This window comes from Collimonas sp. OK412, assembly GCF_900112135.1.
Lineage (GTDB): Bacteria > Pseudomonadota > Gammaproteobacteria > Burkholderiales > Burkholderiaceae_D > Collimonas > Collimonas rhizosphaerae.
Genome location: NZ_FOLC01000014.1, coordinates 51,853 through 67,215 on the forward strand (window position 1 = coordinate 51,853; position 15,363 = coordinate 67,215).

Here is a 15,363-nt window from a genome sequence, read left to right on the forward strand (position 1 = left end):
AAACAAATAAAAAAATCACCAAACAAGGGCATTTTTTAATAGACCTTTCCGTTGCCACAACTATGCATTCGACGCATGAAAAATTTGCCGGTGCTGTAAATTAGCAACACAAATATAGTAAAACTACACAAATAAAACAAAAATTTCATAAACAGGTTTACCATTCTTAACAACAAAGAAATCGGCATTACAAGAAGCAAGAACGAAGGTCCGGTTCAAGAATTTCGAGCTACACAAGACTCGGAAAGCAGTGGTCAACGCCACATTTTTACTTAGGAGATGAAATGAGAAAATCTGTTCTGAAAGCCATGCCGTTGGCCAAGCCACTCGCGGTTGCAGCAGCCCTGGCTTGCGCCCTTGTCGGCTCGGCCCAAGCGCAAACCAGCGTGACCATCTACGGTCGCGTTGACGCAGGCATCAACTACCAAAGCAATCAAGTAGGCAAAGACGCAAACGGCAACACCATCCGCGGCGGCCAATGGGGCATCGGCGGCAATGAGTGGGGCACCAGCATGATCGGCTTCAAGGGCGTTGAAGATCTGGGCGGTGGCCTGAAAGCGCTGTTCACGTTAGAAAGCGGCTTCCAAGCCGACACCGGCCGTTTCAACGGCACCGGCCTGTTTAATCGTCGTTCGACCGTTGGTTTGAACGGTGGCTTCGGTACCGTGAAAATCGGCCGTGACCTGGCGCTGCCAAGCGACCGGGTATGGAGCATCGATCCTACCGGCCAGCAGAACATGAGTACGTCGACCTTGTTCAAAGGTCGTAACTGGCCACAAACCAGCAACCAGATCCAATACGTCACACCAGACATGGGCGGCCTCTATGTGCACCTCATGTACGGTGCGGGCGAAGCTGCAGGATCGACTACACGCGGACCAACTGGTTCGGGAATCGGTAACAGCACCGGTATCGCAGTCGGTTTCGTACAGCCTACCTATGAATTGCTGGCGATGTACGATACGGCACATGACGAAAACGGCACTTACGACAACTTGTTCTCCCGCTCCAAGGAAATCACTGTCGGCGGCAACGTTACGTTCGGCGCTACAAAACTGTATGCCGGCTGGCAAAACCTGTCGGCTCCGGCCCAGCCTCTGACGACCAGCGGCATTGGCGCAGCTAACAAAGCCAACCAGTTCTGGCTCGGCGCCAACTTCCAGGCGACTCCGGCTCTGACGCTGATCGGCGCGGCTTATCACGTCAAGCTTAACCACGACGTAGGCAGCGCAAACCTGTTCATGGTGGGCGCCAACTACAACCTGTCCAAACGCACTCTGCTGTACGCGAGCGTCGGTACTATCCGCAATGGTTCGAACACCGATTTCCAAGTTCAGACCGGCGACAGCACTGGCCTGACTGGACAGAACCAAAACACGTTCTACACTGGTATCAGCCACTCGTTCTAAGACAGCAGGCAACAGCCGGCGCGCCGCTTGAGCTCGGCGCCTCGGCTGAGCCTGCCAGCACTACTGTTGTGCTTGCCGCGTGAGTGGCAATTAGTGAGAGACGTCCCTGGGTAACTCCCAGACTTTGCCCATTCGCGTGCGAATGGGCATTTTTTATGGGCGAACGGTTTGCACGAATGCAAAGCGACGAAAGCGTAGGGGAAATGGCGGAACCGCCGGAAGACGCCGCTTACTTTCCTGGAAGAAGAAAATAAGCGGCTGCAGGCTGCAGATGATTACTTGATGTGGGAAATGACATTCGGCGACAAGGTCACCTCTCGATCGCTGCGCGCCGATTGCACCGGCTTGCCGTCGCGCTCGGCGGTGATCTTGTCGCTGTCCGATTCGCCCAGTGAAGCGATATGGGTCAGGATGCCGCGCTTGGCCTGGCGCTGCAGTTCGGCAAACGGACTGGAACGGTTGAGCGACACGCCCACCGCCAGCACATCGATCAACAGCAGCAGCAGGATCCGCGACACCATCGGGATGTGCATCATGCTGCTTTCATCGTGTTCGACCGCCAGCGTGTAATGTGCGCGCTTGGCCAGCTGCGAATTGCTCGGCGCCAGCGCAATGATGGTAGCGCCGGAATGCACCGCGACCTCGACCGCCGGCGCCAGGTGGCGCAAACGCCCCGAATTCGAAATCACCACCACCACATCGCTGCTTTTCAGCATGGCGGCGGAAACTTCCTGCAGCTGCGGATCGGTATATGCCGAGGATGGAATGCCCAGGCGGAAGAATTTTTGCTGCGCATCCTCGGCCACCAGGCCACAGCTGCCGAAGCCGTAGAACTCGATGCGGCTGGCCTGGCTCAATACTTCAATCACGCGCGACAAGGTATCGGCGTTGAGGTTGTCGCGCACTTCCATCATCGCTGAAATGGTGTTGTCGACTACCTTGACGCCGACATCCAGCGAGGAATCGCCGACGTGGACCTGGCTATGCGCGACCGGCACCGTGCCGGTGACGCCGGAAGCCAGCTTCAGCTTGAAATCGGCCAGCCCCTGGCAACCCATGGTGCGGCAAAAACGGATCACGGTCGGCTGGCTGACATCGGCGCGCCTGGCGATTTCTGAAATCGGCTCGCTCATCACGGCGCGCGGATGCGCCAGGATCAGGCTGGCGACCTTCTGTTCGGCCGGTGAAAACTGGTCGCGCGCCTTGCGGATCTTTTCCAGGATAGGCACGGCATTGCCGCCGCCCAGGTGCTCGGAAAGGATCGCCGCGACCCCGACAAAAGCCGGGTACGGCGCGGTGATGACAAAGGTCGGGATCTTTGCCAGGTAATTGCTGAAACGCCCTTTGCTCTCGAAACGTGCGCGGAACGGCGAACGCGCGAAATACTCGCCCAGGCGCGGCACCACGCCGCCGCCGATGTACAAGCCGCCCAGGGTGCCCAAGGTCACCGCGACGTCGCCGGCCACCGTTCCCAGCATCGCACAAAAACATTCGACCACCTCCATACACAAGCCGTCCTGGCCTTGCAACGCCCGTTCGACAATCTGCGCAGTCTGCAAAGGCTCAGGTTTGGCAATACCTTGCAGGTCGGCCAGCGCCTGGTAAATCATTTCAATGCCGGGGCCGGAAACCAGGCGCTCGGCGGAAACGTGAGAATAAGTGCGCCAGCAGTAAGCCAGCACCGCCGCCTCGCGCGCATCGCCCGGCGCAAAGGTGACGTGGCCGCCTTCGCTGCCCAGCGCGATCCAGCGGCCTTCGGTAGGAATCAGCCCGCCCACGCCGAGCCCGGTGCCGGCGCCGACCAGGCCGACCACGCCGCCGCTCAGGGCCCTGCCGGCGCCGACCTGGATGCAATGCGATTGCTCCAGGTGCGGCAAGGACATCGACAGCGCGGTGAAATCATTGACCACCAGCAGCGTATCCAGGTTCAGGCGGCGGCGCGTGGTTTCTATCGAAAATTCCCAATCGTGGTTGGTCATCTTGATATCGTCGCCCTGTACCGGGTTCGCGATCGCAATCGCCGCATGCCGCACCTGCGGATGCTGGCTGGCCGACAAGTATGCCTCGACCGCCAGGGCAAATTCGGCATAGTCGGCGCAACGCAAGGTCTGTATCGAGTCGATCTGGCCCGGCGCCCGCTCCAGGCCGAAGCGCGCATTGGTGCCGCCGACGTCTGCCAGCAGGCGCGGACCATCCAGATAGCTAGTTGCCGGATTCTCGCTAGCGCTCATGATCGTGGATGAAGACATGGTGTAAAACTTTCACTTAAATACTGTTAGTAGGATGGGCGGCGGCGCTTGCTTCGCCATGCCACGCTTCGCAAATTTTTCGGTCAGGGACTCAACGATCTTCCGGCCACTGGGCGCCGGCCCGCGCCATCATCGCGAACGATGCGGTCGGCCCCCAGCTGCCTGCCATATACGGTTTGGGCGGGGCCGAGCTGCTTTGCCAATGACGCAGCAGCGGCTCCACCCAGCGCCAGGCTGCTTCCTGTTCGTCGCGCCGCACGAACAGGGACAAATTTCCACGGATTGCGTCAAGCAGCAAACGCTCATAGGCTTCCGCCCGGCGTTGCTTGAACGCCTGGTCGAAAGCCAGGTCGAGCGCCACCGGCTCTACTGTCATGCCGTCGCCAGGCTGCTTTGCCAGGCAATGCAGCTGGATCGACTCATCCGGCTGCAAGCGGATCACCAGGCGATTGCTGCTGCCGCCGGCCAGGCCGCCCGGCATCGGCAAGATGGCGTGCGGGATAGGCCGGAAAGTGATCACGATTTCCGCCGTGCGCTGCGCCAGGCGCTTGCCGGTGCGCAGGAAAAACGGCACGCCGGCCCAGCGCCAGTTATTGATCTCGGCATGCAAGGCAACGAATGTTTCGGTTTGCGATTCCGCCCCTACCCCTGGCTCTTGCCGGTATGCCGCCACCGATTTGTCGTCGACTGCGCCCGCTACGTACTGGCCGCGCACCGCCTTGAGCTCCATGTCTTCCGCCGAAAACGGCTTGAGGGCGCGCAATACGCGCAGTTTCTCATCGCGCACCGCATCCGCATCCAGCGAGGTCGGCGGCTCCATCGCCACCATGCAGAGTAGCTGCAGCAGATGGTTTTGCACCATGTCGCGCATGGCGCCGGTGGCGTCGTAGAACTCGCCGCGCCCTTCTACACCCAGCTGTTCAGCGATCGTCAGCTGCACATGCGCCACCGATTCGCGCCGCCACAGCGGTTCAAACAAGGAATTGGCGAAACGCAGGGCCAGCAGGTTTTGCACCGCTTCCTTGCCTAAATAATGGTCGATGCGATAAATCTGCTCTTCGGCGAAGACCCGCGCTACCGCATCGTTGATCGCGCGCGACGACAGCAAATCGTGTCCCAGCGGCTTTTCCAGCACCAGCCGCGCCTGCGACAGGTCGATCTCGCTGGCAGCCAGGTTGGCGCAGATCGGCTCGAACAGCGAGGGCGACGTCGCCAGGTAAAACACCGACACCGCCTTGCTGGCAGCCAGCGCCTCTGCCAGCGCCCGATACCCGGCGCGGTCCGTCAGGTCCAGCGGCAGGTAAGTGATGCGCGCCAGGAAGCTCTGCCAATGCGCATCGTCCTCGGCTCCCGCCACGCCGCTCTTTACATAGGGGATGGCGCTCTTGCTGACCCACGCCAGGTAGTCTTCCTGGCTGAAATCCTGCTTGGCGACGCAAATAATGCGACCATCCTGGTGCAGCTTCCCTTCCCGATGGGCAACAAACAACGCCGGAAGTATCTTCCGCATCGATAAGTCGCCGGTCGCTCCGAACAGCGTAAAAGTAAAAGGAATAGTTGGCTGCATCAAAATTTTTGTAATAAATAAAAAACTTATATTGCAATATTAATGTAGCATTACTACAATTACAAGCGGCGTAAGGAGTAAATCCTTCATATTTACAGGGAAACTCAAGATCGCATGTAGTTTTACTAGTTTTTCACATGATACACATGGGCGGATAATTTCGCAGGGTTCGAACAGGTAAAAGAACGTAGCCTTGCGGCATTTCCCGGCCGTTGCGTACATGCAGGTTTGAAGTGGGAGCAACAAAGCAGTGTCTGGCCTGGCGGCAACCACAATAGGGTGCCGGCAAGCTTTTGCAAGGATTATCATCAGGTAGCAAAGTATTCATCGCAGATTAATTCTCAACACAGGAGACAAGAATGAAACTGAATCAAATAATAAAATCGGTATTCGCAACTACTGCACTGCTGTCCAGCGCCGCCGCGGTTCACGCGGCTGAGGTCGAAGTGCTGCATTACTGGACATCGGGCGGCGAAGCCAAATCAGTCGCTGAGTTGAAAAAGATCATGGAAGCCAAGGGCGTCACCTGGAAAGACTTTGCGGTTGCCGGCGGCGCAGGCGAAAACGCCACGACCGCGCTGAAAGCCCGCGTAATCGCAGGCAGCCCTCCGACAGCGGCGCAGATCAAGGGACCATCGATCCAGGAATGGGGCCAGGAAGGCGTGCTGGCGAACATCGATGCCGCGGCTACCGCGGGCAAATGGGATTCGCTGCTGCCTAAGGTGGTCTCCAACACCATGAAATACCAAGGTCATTACGTGGCAGCACCGGTCAACGTGCATCGCGTCAACTGGCTCTGGATCAATCCGGAAGTCTTGAAAAAAGCCGGCGCCAAAGTGCCGACCACCTGGCCTGAATTCTTCGACGCTGCAGACAAGATCCAGAAAGCCGGCTTCATCGCCGTCGCCCAAGGCGGCCAGCCTTGGCAAGATGCGACCGTGTTTGAAACCGTTGCGCTGGGCGTAGGCGGCGCCGACTTCTACAACAAGGCGCTGGTCAAGCTCGATCCGGCCACCCTGACCGGCCCGACCATGATCAAGACCTTCGATACGCTGGGCAAGATCAAGGGTTATATCGACAAGGACGCTCCAGGCCGCGACTGGAACCTGGCGACTGCAATGGTCATCAACGGCAAGGCCGGCATGCAGTTCATGGGCGACTGGGCCAAGGGCGAGTTCACCGCTGCCGGCAAGCAGCCAGGCAAGGACTTCCTGTGTGCACCAGCTCCTGGCACTGCCAAGTCGTACACCTACAACATCGACTCGATCGCCATGTTCAAGGTCAAGAATCCTGATTCGCAAAAGGCTCAACTGACCCTGGCCACCGCCATCATGAGCCCTGAGTTCCAGGAAGTGTTCAACCTGAACAAGGGTTCGATCCCGGTCCGCCCTGACATCCCGCGCACCAAGTTCGACAGCTGCGCCATCGAATCGATGGACGACATGGCCGCTTCCAGCAAAGCCGGCACGCTGGAGCCAAGCATGGCGCACGGCATGGCTGTCAGCTCCGCGGTACAGGGCGCGATGTTCGACGTCGTTTCCAAGTTCATGCATTCGAACATGACTTCGCAGGCTGCGGTACAGGCGCTGGCAAAAGCAGCAAAGACACAATAAATTACTAGTAAATGAGTATTTTTGCTGTTTGCCTAGTGTTTTTTTTAGAGTAAATGAGAACCGGGGCCGAAGCGAGTAACATCGATTCGGCCCCCGCCGTGTCCGGCGGTGTCCAACAGAACACCGCCGGCGCCGGCTCTGATCCTGCTTCAGGAGACTTGCATGTCCGATCACACCCTCCCCTACACAGCTGCGGCTGCCGGGAGTCCAAGCCACACGCCCAAGCAGCAAGGGCGCATTGCGGCAATCGCCGATGCCTGGATGCCACGCCTGGTATTGTCGCCCACTATCATCCTGTCGCTGGTCTTCGTATACGGCTTCATCGGCGTCACCGCCTGGCTGTCGCTGACCAATTCGCGCATGATGCCGAATTACGAGATTTCCGGCTTCAATCAATATGTCACGCTGTTCGGCCTGGACCGCTGGTGGGTAGCTGCCGCCAACCTGGGCATTTTCGGCGGCCTGTTCATCCTGTTCTGCCTGGCGATCGGCCTCATCATGGCGATCCTGCTGGACCAGAAGATCCGCGCTGAAGGCGCTTTGCGCGCAATCTACCTGTATCCGATGGCGCTGTCCTTCATCGTCACCGGCGCCGCCTGGAAATGGATCCTCAATCCAGGCCTGGGCCTGGAAAAAATGATGCACGACTGGGGCTTCGCCAACTTCCATTTCGACTGGCTGGTGAATTCCGATTTCTCCATCTATACCGTGGTGATCGCCGGCGTCTGGCAATCCTCGGGATTCGTGATGGCCCTGTTCCTGGCCGGCCTGCGCGGCATCGACGACAGCATCATCAAGGCTGCCATGGTCGACGGCGCCAGCCTGCCGACCATTTACCGCCGCATCGTGATTCCTGCCCTGCGCCCGGTGTTCTTCAGCGTATTGCTGGTGCTGGCGCATATCGCGATCAAGAGCTTCGACCTGGTGATGGCGCTGACTGCAGGCGGCCCGGGGACTTCCTCCGACCTGCCCGCAATTTTCATGTATCAGTTTTCTTTCTCACGCGGTCAACTTGGCTTGGGTGCGGCATCGGCGATGATGATGCTGGCCACCGTACTGGCAGTGCTGGTGCCCATGATGTACCTGGAAACCAAAGGAGCGCGCAATGGCCGCTGACAGCACCAGCAACACCATCTATAACGAAAACAGCAAGCTCAGCGTCGGCCGCATCGTCATTTATGCGCTGCTGGTCCTGTGCGCGCTGTACTACCTGGCTCCGCTGTACGTCATGCTGAGCACCTCGGTCAAGACGCTGGATGAGATCCGCTCGGGCAACCTGCTGTCCTTGCCCATGTCTCCTACCGGCGCGGCCTGGAGCAAAGCCTGGAGCACCGCCTGCACCGGCGTCGACTGCAACGGCCTGGAGCCGTTCTTCATGAACTCGATCAGGATGGCGGTGCCGGCGGTCCTGATTTCGACCTTCGTCGGCTCGCTCAACGGCTACGTGCTGGCGCACTGGCGTTTCCGCGGTTCGGAAATCCTGTTCACCGCCTTGATGGTGGGCTGCTTCATTCCGTTCCAGGTCGTGATCCTGCCGATGGCGCGCCTGCTGGGCACGGTCGACCTGGCCAACACCACGCCCGGCCTGGTGTTTGTACATATCGTCTACGGCATCGCGTTCACCACGCTGTTCTTCCGCAACTACTACGTGACAGTGCCGGAAGAACTGGTCAAGGCGGCCCGTATCGACGGCGCAGGTTTCTTCATGACTTACTGGAAAATCATCTTCCCGCTGTCGCTGCCGATTTTCATGGTCTGCTTCATCTGGCAATTCACGCAAATCTGGAACGACTTCCTGTTCGGCGTGGTGTTCGGCGGCTCCGACGCCAAGCCGGTCACGGTCGCCCTGAACAACCTGGTGAATACGTCCACCGGCGTGACCGAATACAACGTCAACATGGCGGCGGCCATCATTGCTGCCTTGCCGACGCTGGTGGTGTATCTGCTGGCGGGTAAATATTTTGTGCGCGGCCTCACTGCCGGAGCGGTCAAGGGCTAAAGGCAGGCAGCTCTGCCCCATAACAAATAAGTAAAATTATTTAAGGAATGATTTAAAGATGGCAAGCTTATCAATTCGCAATGTGCGCAAGGTTTACCCGAACGGCAATGAAGTCCTCAAGGGCATCGACCTGGAAATCGAAGACGGCCAGTTCCTGATCCTGGTCGGCGGTTCAGGCTGCGGCAAGTCGACGCTGCTGAACATGATTGCCGGGCTGGAAACGGTGTCCGAAGGACAGATCATGATCGGCGACCGCTGCGTCAACGATGTGGCGCCCAAGGAGCGCGACATCGCCATGGTGTTCCAGTCCTACGCCTTGTATCCGACCATGACGGTGCGCGAGAACATTTCGTTCGGCCTGGGCATTCGCAAGGTGCCGAAAGCAGAACAGAAACAGATCGTCGACCGCGTCGCTACCACGCTGCAGATCACCCACCTGCTGGACCGCAAGCCGGCCCTGCTGTCGGGCGGGCAACGGCAGCGCGTCGCCATGGGCCGCGCCATTGCGCGCGATCCGTCGCTGTTCCTGTTCGACGAACCGCTGTCCAACCTGGACGCCAAGCTGCGGGTCGAGATGCGCGCGGAAATCAAGTTGATGCATCAGCGCCTGGGCAGCACCATCGTGTATGTCACGCATGACCAGATTGAAGCGATGACGCTGGGCGACCGTATCGCCGTGATGAAAGACGGCGTGGTGCAGCAGTTTGGCAGCCCGCAGGAAATCTACGACAATCCAAGCAACCTGTTCGTGGCCGGTTTCATCGGATCGCCATCGATGAATTTCATGCGCGGCAACCTGGTCGCCAACGGCCACGGCCCGGCGTTCGAACTCGAACACGCGGGACAAAAAACCCTGCTGCCGCTGGCGCCGGTGCAAGCGCAGGATCCGCAGATCGCATCCTGGATCGGCCGCGAAATCATCCTTGGCATCCGTCCGGAGCACGTTACCGACGCCCAGAGCGCACGCGGTTCGGAAGTCAGCGACAGCAATGGCAGCTACCATCCGACCGAAGTCGGCTGCACCGTCGAGCTGACCGAACCTACCGGCCCCGACACGCTGGTGTTCACCACCTTCAATAACGCCCGCGTCACCTGCCGGACCCACCCGCGCGCTGCAGCCAAACCCAAGGACCAGATGCAACTGGCGTTCGACCTCTCGAAAGCAGTCCTGTTCGATGCCCAGACTGAAGAACGCATCAGCTGAATGCATTGCTAGCGCCACGCAGGATATTGCTGATCTGTCCATGCGTGGCAAACCGCAGTAAATTGCGTAGAATGACAAGGTGGTATTTCCGCAGTACTCCCGCGCAGTATTTCCGACTAACCGTCCCTGCCCTTCTACGCTGCCATGAACCAACTCGAACAACTCAAGCAATTCACCACCATTGTTGCCGACACCGGCGACTTCCAGTCGATCAAGGCGTTTGCGCCGCGCGACGCCACCACCAATCCATCGCTGATCCTGAAAGCGGTGCAAAAGCCGGAGTACCAGCCGCTGCTGAGCCAGACAGTCAAGGAACACGCGCAGCTGTCGACTGCCGACATCATCGACCACCTGCTGATCACCTTCGGTAAGGAAATCCTGAAAATCATCCCGGGCCGGGTCTCCACCGAAACCGATGCCCGCCTGTCGTTCGATACCCAAGGCAGCATCGATAAAGGGCACGCCCTGATCAAGCTGTATGAAGCCGCCGGGATAGACCGCGAACGCGTGCTGATCAAGATCGCCTCTACCTGGGAAGGCATACGGGCGGCCGAGGTGCTGCAGAAGGCCGGCATCCATTGCAACCTGACCTTGCTGTTTTCGCTGCCGCAGGCGATTGCCTGCGCCGAAGCCAAGGTGCAGCTGATTTCGCCGTTTGTCGGCCGCATCTACGACTGGTACAAGAAATCCAGCGGCCAGGACTACAGCGGCGCCGACGATCCCGGCGTGCAGTCGGTCAAGCAGATTTACAACTACTTCCGCAAATTCGGCTACGCCACCGAAGTCATGGGCGCCAGCTTCCGCAACACTTCGCAAATCGTCGAACTGGCCGGTTGCGACCTGCTCACCATCAGCCCCGACCTGCTGCAGAAACTGGCCGAGAGCGACGCCCCGGTCAGGCGCAAGCTCAACCCTGAAGAGGCGAAGCTGAGCGACCTGAAGAAAATCGACCTGGACGAGACTACGTTCCGCACCATGCTGAACGACGATGCGATGGCTACTGAAAAGCTGTCGGAAGGCATACGCCAATTCAGCGCCGATGCGGTCAAGCTGGAAAAGCTGGTAGACGCCTTGCGCTGAAAGCCGCTCCGGCATCCTGCGATGCAATGAAAGAAAAATGGCCTCGATTCACATCGAGGCCATTTTTTTATTCTTACTTGAACACCACCGTCTTGTGCCCGTTGAGCAAGATCCTGTGTTCGACAAACCATTTCACCGCCCGCGCCAGCACTACGCACTCGACGTCGCGCCCGATCGCCGTCAAGGTTTCCGGCTCCATCGCGTGATCGACGCGCGCCACGTCCTGTTCGATGATCGGCCCCTCGTCCAGGTCGCCGGTGACGAAATGCGCGGTGGCGCCGATCAGCTTGACGCCGCGCTCATGCGCCTGGTAATAAGGTTTGGCGCCCTTGAAACTGGGCAGGAAGGAATGGTGGATATTGATGGCGCGCCCGGCCAGCGCGGTGCACATGGCCGGCGACAGGATCTGCATGTAGCGCGCCAGCACCACCAGGTCGATGTTGTTGGCCTCGACGATGTCCAGCACCTTGGCTTCCTGCGCCTGCTTGGCTTCCTTGGAAGCGCCTGCGGCCAGGGGCAGGTGGTGGAACGGAATGTTGTAGCTGGCGGCCAGCTGATAGAAATCGGTATGGTTCGATACGATGGCCGAAATTTCCACCGGCAGCAAACCGCTCTTGTAACGGAACAGCAAGTCGTTCAGGCAATGGCCGATTTTCGACACCATCAGCATCAGGCGCGGCTTCTTGCACGCATCATGCAGCTGCCATTGCATCTGCATGGTGTCGGCCAGCGCGGAAAATTCCGCCCTCAGGCGCTCTTCGGCAACCGCCGCATCTTCCGACGAAAAATGCACGCGCATGAAAAACAGCTGGGACTGGGCGTCGCCGAACTGGGCCGAATCGATGATGTTGCAGCCGTGGTCCGCCAGGAAGCCGGAGACGCGGTGGACGATCCCGCGCTGGTCGAGGCAGGACAAGGTAAGGATGTATTCTGGATAGCTCATGGTTTTGTGTGAGGCGGAAAGCGCTTTAGCGTTGAGCCAAAGCCGCTATTGTCGCATGCCTGCATGTACATGACAAAAAACCAGGGTGGCTTGACGCCACTCTGGTTTTTGCCGCAGACAGACAACGCTGGCCGGACAGGCCGCGGGCCTTGTCGGCAGGACGCCGCCCGGCCGGGGGCAGCCTCTTATGCTACAGCAGTAACTGCAGCCGGCTTGGCGGCGCTGGATGCCGCCGAGGTGCCGACTTGCACTTCACCGGTCAGCTGGCCGCCTTCTTCGATGACAACCTTGCCATAGCGGATTTTGCCGGAAACCTTGCCGGTCGAATAAATCACCAGCTTTTCACGGACAGTCAGGTCGCCGTCGAATTCACCGTAGATTTCGGCCAGGTCGATTTCAGCCGAACCCTTGAACGCGCCTTTTTCAGCGATATGGATCACGCGCGAATTCATCGTCGCCTCAACCCGGCCCTCGACCACCAAGGTGTCGCAATCGGTGATTTCGACGCCCTTGAGCTTGATGTTCGGGCCGACGATCAGCTTGCTGCCAACTTCGTTGGTGCTGGATGCGGAATGGCTGGCTTGAGTGCTCACAGGATTATTCGCCTTTGGAATGGAGGTGCTGCCGGAAGTCAGGTTGCTGCTGGCGCTGAACGGGGAGTTTGGTGTCGGTGTTTCTCGCTTGCCGCCGAAAAACGAATTCTCTGATTTAAGCATGGGGTCTCCTGGAAGGTATTGCTTGCACTAACGGGTCAGCGCTTCGATAACAATGAAATGACCATATATGACATAGGTCTACAGCGTTCGAGAAGACCCTCCGCAAAAAGTTCATAGCTAAAATCATTAATTTGTAACCGTCGCCCGGATGCGGCGTCTGGTAAAAACCACCCGCATGCGCTTTTGATTATCAATCATTTATCTTCTGCGCGTACAACAAAAATAAATGGCCGGAGCAAAACGCCAATGCTGATATTGCTATGACAATACCGGATCTGCGGCGCCGGCGATCCGGCCGCGGCAATGCGTTACAATCTCACGATCCGTTTCCGTTATCACAAAAAAATGCGCCAATACCTAGATCTCATGCGTCATGTGCAACAACATGGCACAGTCAAAACCGACCGCACCGGCACCGGCACCCGCTCCGTGTTCGGCTACCAGATGCGTTTCAACCTGCAAGACGGCTTTCCCTTGCTGACCACCAAGAAACTGCACTTGCGCTCGATCATCCATGAACTGATCTGGTTCCTGGCCGGCTCCACCAACATCAAGTACCTAAAAGACAACGACGTAAAAATTTGGGATGAATGGGCCGACAGCGACGGCAACCTGGGGCCGATCTACGGCTTTCAGTGGCGTTCGTGGCCGGCGCCGGGCGGCGCGCACATCGACCAGATCAAGCAGGTTGTCGAGCAGATCAAGCACAACCCGGATTCGCGCAGGCTGATCGTTTCAGCCTGGAACGTCGCCGATATCCCGCAGATGAAACTGCCGCCCTGCCACGCCTTCTTCCAGTTCTACGTGGCCGACGGCAAGCTGTCCTGCCAGCTGTACCAGCGCAGCGCCGACATCTTCCTGGGCGTCCCCTTCAACATCGCCTCCTACGCCTTGCTGACCCACATGGTGGCCCAGCAGTGCGGGCTGGAGGTTGGCGACTTCATCTGGACCGGCGGCGATTGCCATTTGTATTCCAACCACGCGGCGCAAGTCGAAGAGCAGCTGTCGCGCAGCCCGGGGCCGCTGCCGCGCCTGGAGATCAAGCGCAAGCCGGAATCGATTTTCGATTATCGGTTCGAGGATTTCGAGATCCTCGACTATCACCCGCAAGCGCACATCAAGGCGCCGGTCGCGGTATAAGCGGCGCTAACTGCCCTGTGTCGGCTCGGCGGCGGGCCTGGCCTGTACGTCCTGCCAGCCTCCGCCCAAGGCTTTATACAGCGATACCGTGGCTTTCAGGCGCTTGAGCTTGATCTGGCCAAGTTCGTTCTGCACCTCCGACAAGGAACGCTGTGTATCCAGCACCGTCATCAAATCTTCGGCGCCGACGCGATAACGAATTTCCGACAATTCGAAAGCAAAGCGCGCCTGCTCCATTTCCGTGACTTTCAACTTGCGCTGTTCATCCAGGCTGCGGATCTGCCCCAGCGCCGTATCGACTTCGGACAATGCCGCGATCACCGTCGAACGGTAAACCTGCACCAGCTCCTGTTTCTGGGCGATCGCCAGGTCGCGCTGGCTGCTCAGGCGGCCGGCGTCGAAAATAGGCGCCACCAGTCCGGCGCCGAGGTTGGCCAGCATGTTGGGGCCGTTAAACAGCGACAGCAATGCGTTGCTCTGGCCGCCAGCCGAACCGGTCAGGCGGATGCTGGGAAACAGCGCGGCGCGGGCGTTGGCGACGTTGGCATTGGCGGCGGCCAATTCAGCCTCGACGTGGCGTATGTCGGGACGCCGCGACAGCAATTCCGACGGCAAGCCGGGAGTCACCTGCGGCAGCAAAATCTTGGCCAGTCCCGCCTCGTTGACGGTGAAGGTCTGGGGCGGCCGTCCCAGCAGTATCGCCAATGCAGTCTGCGCTTCGCGCTCCTGCTGCTTGAGATCGGGAATCACGGCTTTCTGCCCGGCCACCGCCGAGCGCTGCCGCGCCAGGTCCAGCGGCGAAGCAGAGCCGGCGCGGCTTTGCGCCGACACCAGTTTCAGCACCCGCTCCGCATTGTCGACGTTTTGCTGGGCGATTTCGATGCGGTCGCGCAGCGACAGCACTTGCAGGTAAGTCGAGACAATGCCGCTGGTGACGGTCAGCGCCACCGTTTCCCGGTCATAGCGATTGGCTTGCAAAGACGCTTCCGCGGCGGCCAGCCCGGCCCGGTTCTTGCCCCAGAAATCGACTTCATAGCCGATCTCGACCAGGCCGCTGGTAGAGGTCACGGCGCTGCCGCTGGAGGCGAGCGGCAACGCCCGGTTGATGCTGGTTGAAAAATCCGCATTGGGCAGCAAAGGCGCGCCGGCAATCCGTGCTTGCGCCTCGGCCTGGCGCACCCGCGAGATGGCGGCGGCAATTTCCAGGTTGCTGCTCTGTCCTTGCGCCACCAGCTGGCTCAGCTCGTCGCTGCCGAAGCGCTTCCACCAGCCGCTGTCCGGCCAGTCCTGCTCGCCGGTGTTGGCGGACAGGTCCCAGCTTTGCGGAATCTCCACGCTGGGCGTCGGCTCCCTGATCTCGACCTGGCTGGCGCAGGCTGACAGCAGCAGCACGCTCACGCAAGCAGCCATATAACTCCGGCGGCGAAGAAAAAAGCGATTCAT

General features: G+C 59.1%; 12 protein-coding genes. 7 read left to right on the top strand and 5 right to left on the bottom strand.

Annotated features, from left to right (window positions below; all coding sequences use genetic code 11):
* Positions 1-284: 284 nt before the first annotated feature.
* Positions 285-1,409, top strand: a complete 1,125-nt coding sequence (locus BM062_RS15500; RefSeq protein WP_092398401.1) for a porin — start codon at positions 285-287, stop codon at positions 1,407-1,409.
* Between the two features lie 275 nt (positions 1,410-1,684).
* Here the strand turns inward: BM062_RS15500 and BM062_RS15505 are convergent, their stop codons facing one another.
* Positions 1,685-3,640: a glucokinase gene (locus tag BM062_RS15505; RefSeq protein WP_371326595.1), complete on the bottom strand. Its 1,956-nt coding sequence runs from the start codon at positions 3,638-3,640 to the stop codon at positions 1,685-1,687.
* A gap of 109 nt (positions 3,641-3,749) precedes the next feature.
* Entirely contained in the window at positions 3,750-5,225 is a 1,476-nt protein-coding gene (gene zwf / locus BM062_RS15510) for a glucose-6-phosphate dehydrogenase (protein ID WP_092398405.1), read from the bottom strand.
* A 359-nt stretch (positions 5,226-5,584) separates the two neighbouring features.
* On the opposite strand from zwf, the gene BM062_RS15515 reads away from it, so the two are divergent.
* From BM062_RS15515 to tal, 5 genes are all read left to right on the top strand, one after another.
* Positions 5,585-6,838, top strand: coding sequence for an ABC transporter substrate-binding protein (locus tag BM062_RS15515; protein ID WP_092398407.1), 1,254 nt, complete (start codon positions 5,585-5,587; stop codon positions 6,836-6,838).
* Positions 6,839-7,099: 261 nt separating this feature from the next.
* Positions 7,100-7,954 carry a carbohydrate ABC transporter permease gene (locus tag BM062_RS15520; protein WP_254785101.1) on the top strand — a complete coding sequence of 285 codons (855 nt, stop codon included), beginning with the start codon at positions 7,100-7,102 and terminating at the stop codon, positions 7,952-7,954.
* Positions 7,944-8,837, top strand: coding sequence for a carbohydrate ABC transporter permease (locus tag BM062_RS15525; protein ID WP_092398411.1), 894 nt, complete (start codon positions 7,944-7,946; stop codon positions 8,835-8,837). The genes BM062_RS15520 and BM062_RS15525 overlap by 11 nt, the downstream gene beginning before the upstream one ends.
* A gap of 58 nt (positions 8,838-8,895) precedes the next feature.
* A complete protein-coding gene (locus BM062_RS15530) occupies positions 8,896-10,041 on the top strand; it encodes an ABC transporter ATP-binding protein (protein ID WP_092398413.1) in 1,146 nt (381 codons plus the stop codon).
* 144 nt (positions 10,042-10,185) lie between these two features.
* The gene (gene tal / locus BM062_RS15535; protein WP_092398415.1) at positions 10,186-11,121 is read left to right on the top strand and encodes a transaldolase; all 936 of its coding nucleotides are present in this window, start codon (positions 10,186-10,188) and stop codon (positions 11,119-11,121) included.
* A 73-nt stretch (positions 11,122-11,194) separates the two neighbouring features.
* Here tal and purU read toward each other — a convergent pair whose 3' ends face one another.
* Complete coding sequence (gene purU / locus BM062_RS15540; protein WP_092398417.1) at positions 11,195-12,064, bottom strand: formyltetrahydrofolate deformylase; 870 nt, start codon at positions 12,062-12,064, stop codon at positions 11,195-11,197.
* 185 nt (positions 12,065-12,249) lie between these two features.
* Positions 12,250-12,780: a bactofilin family protein gene (locus BM062_RS15545; RefSeq protein ID WP_092398419.1), complete on the bottom strand. Its 531-nt coding sequence runs from the start codon at positions 12,778-12,780 to the stop codon at positions 12,250-12,252.
* A gap of 345 nt (positions 12,781-13,125) precedes the next feature.
* On the opposite strand from BM062_RS15545, the gene BM062_RS15550 reads away from it, so the two are divergent.
* A complete protein-coding gene (locus tag BM062_RS15550; RefSeq protein ID WP_092398569.1) occupies positions 13,126-13,920 on the top strand; it encodes a thymidylate synthase in 795 nt (264 codons plus the stop codon).
* A 6-nt stretch (positions 13,921-13,926) separates the two neighbouring features.
* Here the strand turns inward: BM062_RS15550 and BM062_RS15555 are convergent, their stop codons facing one another.
* Positions 13,927-15,330 carry an efflux transporter outer membrane subunit gene (locus BM062_RS15555; protein ID WP_254785095.1) on the bottom strand — a complete coding sequence of 468 codons (1,404 nt, stop codon included), beginning with the start codon at positions 15,328-15,330 and terminating at the stop codon, positions 13,927-13,929.
* Positions 15,331-15,363 lie beyond the last annotated feature (33 nt).

What these genes read in the sequence shown, in the direction of transcription:
- BM062_RS15515 (WP_092398407.1), top strand. Translation starts at nt 5,585, where the DNA reads ATGAAACTGAATCAAATAATAAAATCGGTATTCGCAACTACTGCACTG.
- BM062_RS15550 (WP_092398569.1), top strand. Translation starts at nt 13,126, where the DNA reads ATGCGCCAATACCTAGATCTCATGCGTCATGTGCAACAACATGGCACA.
- tal (WP_092398415.1), top strand. Translation starts at nt 10,186, where the DNA reads ATGAACCAACTCGAACAACTCAAGCAATTCACCACCATTGTTGCCGAC.
- BM062_RS15505 (WP_371326595.1), bottom strand. Translation starts at nt 3,640, where the DNA reads ATGAGCGCTAGCGAGAATCCGGCAACTAGCTATCTGGATGGTCCGCGC.
- BM062_RS15555 (WP_254785095.1), bottom strand. Translation starts at nt 15,330, where the DNA reads ATGGCTGCTTGCGTGAGCGTGCTGCTGCTGTCAGCCTGCGCCAGCCAG.
- BM062_RS15530 (WP_092398413.1), top strand. Translation starts at nt 8,896, where the DNA reads ATGGCAAGCTTATCAATTCGCAATGTGCGCAAGGTTTACCCGAACGGC.
- BM062_RS15500 (WP_092398401.1), top strand. Translation starts at nt 285, where the DNA reads ATGAGAAAATCTGTTCTGAAAGCCATGCCGTTGGCCAAGCCACTCGCG.
- BM062_RS15520 (WP_254785101.1), top strand. Translation starts at nt 7,100, where the DNA reads ATGCCACGCCTGGTATTGTCGCCCACTATCATCCTGTCGCTGGTCTTC.
- purU (WP_092398417.1), bottom strand. Translation starts at nt 12,064, where the DNA reads ATGAGCTATCCAGAATACATCCTTACCTTGTCCTGCCTCGACCAGCGC.
- BM062_RS15525 (WP_092398411.1), top strand. Translation starts at nt 7,944, where the DNA reads ATGGCCGCTGACAGCACCAGCAACACCATCTATAACGAAAACAGCAAG.
- zwf (WP_092398405.1), bottom strand. Translation starts at nt 5,225, where the DNA reads ATGCAGCCAACTATTCCTTTTACTTTTACGCTGTTCGGAGCGACCGGC.
- BM062_RS15545 (WP_092398419.1), bottom strand. Translation starts at nt 12,780, where the DNA reads ATGCTTAAATCAGAGAATTCGTTTTTCGGCGGCAAGCGAGAAACACCG.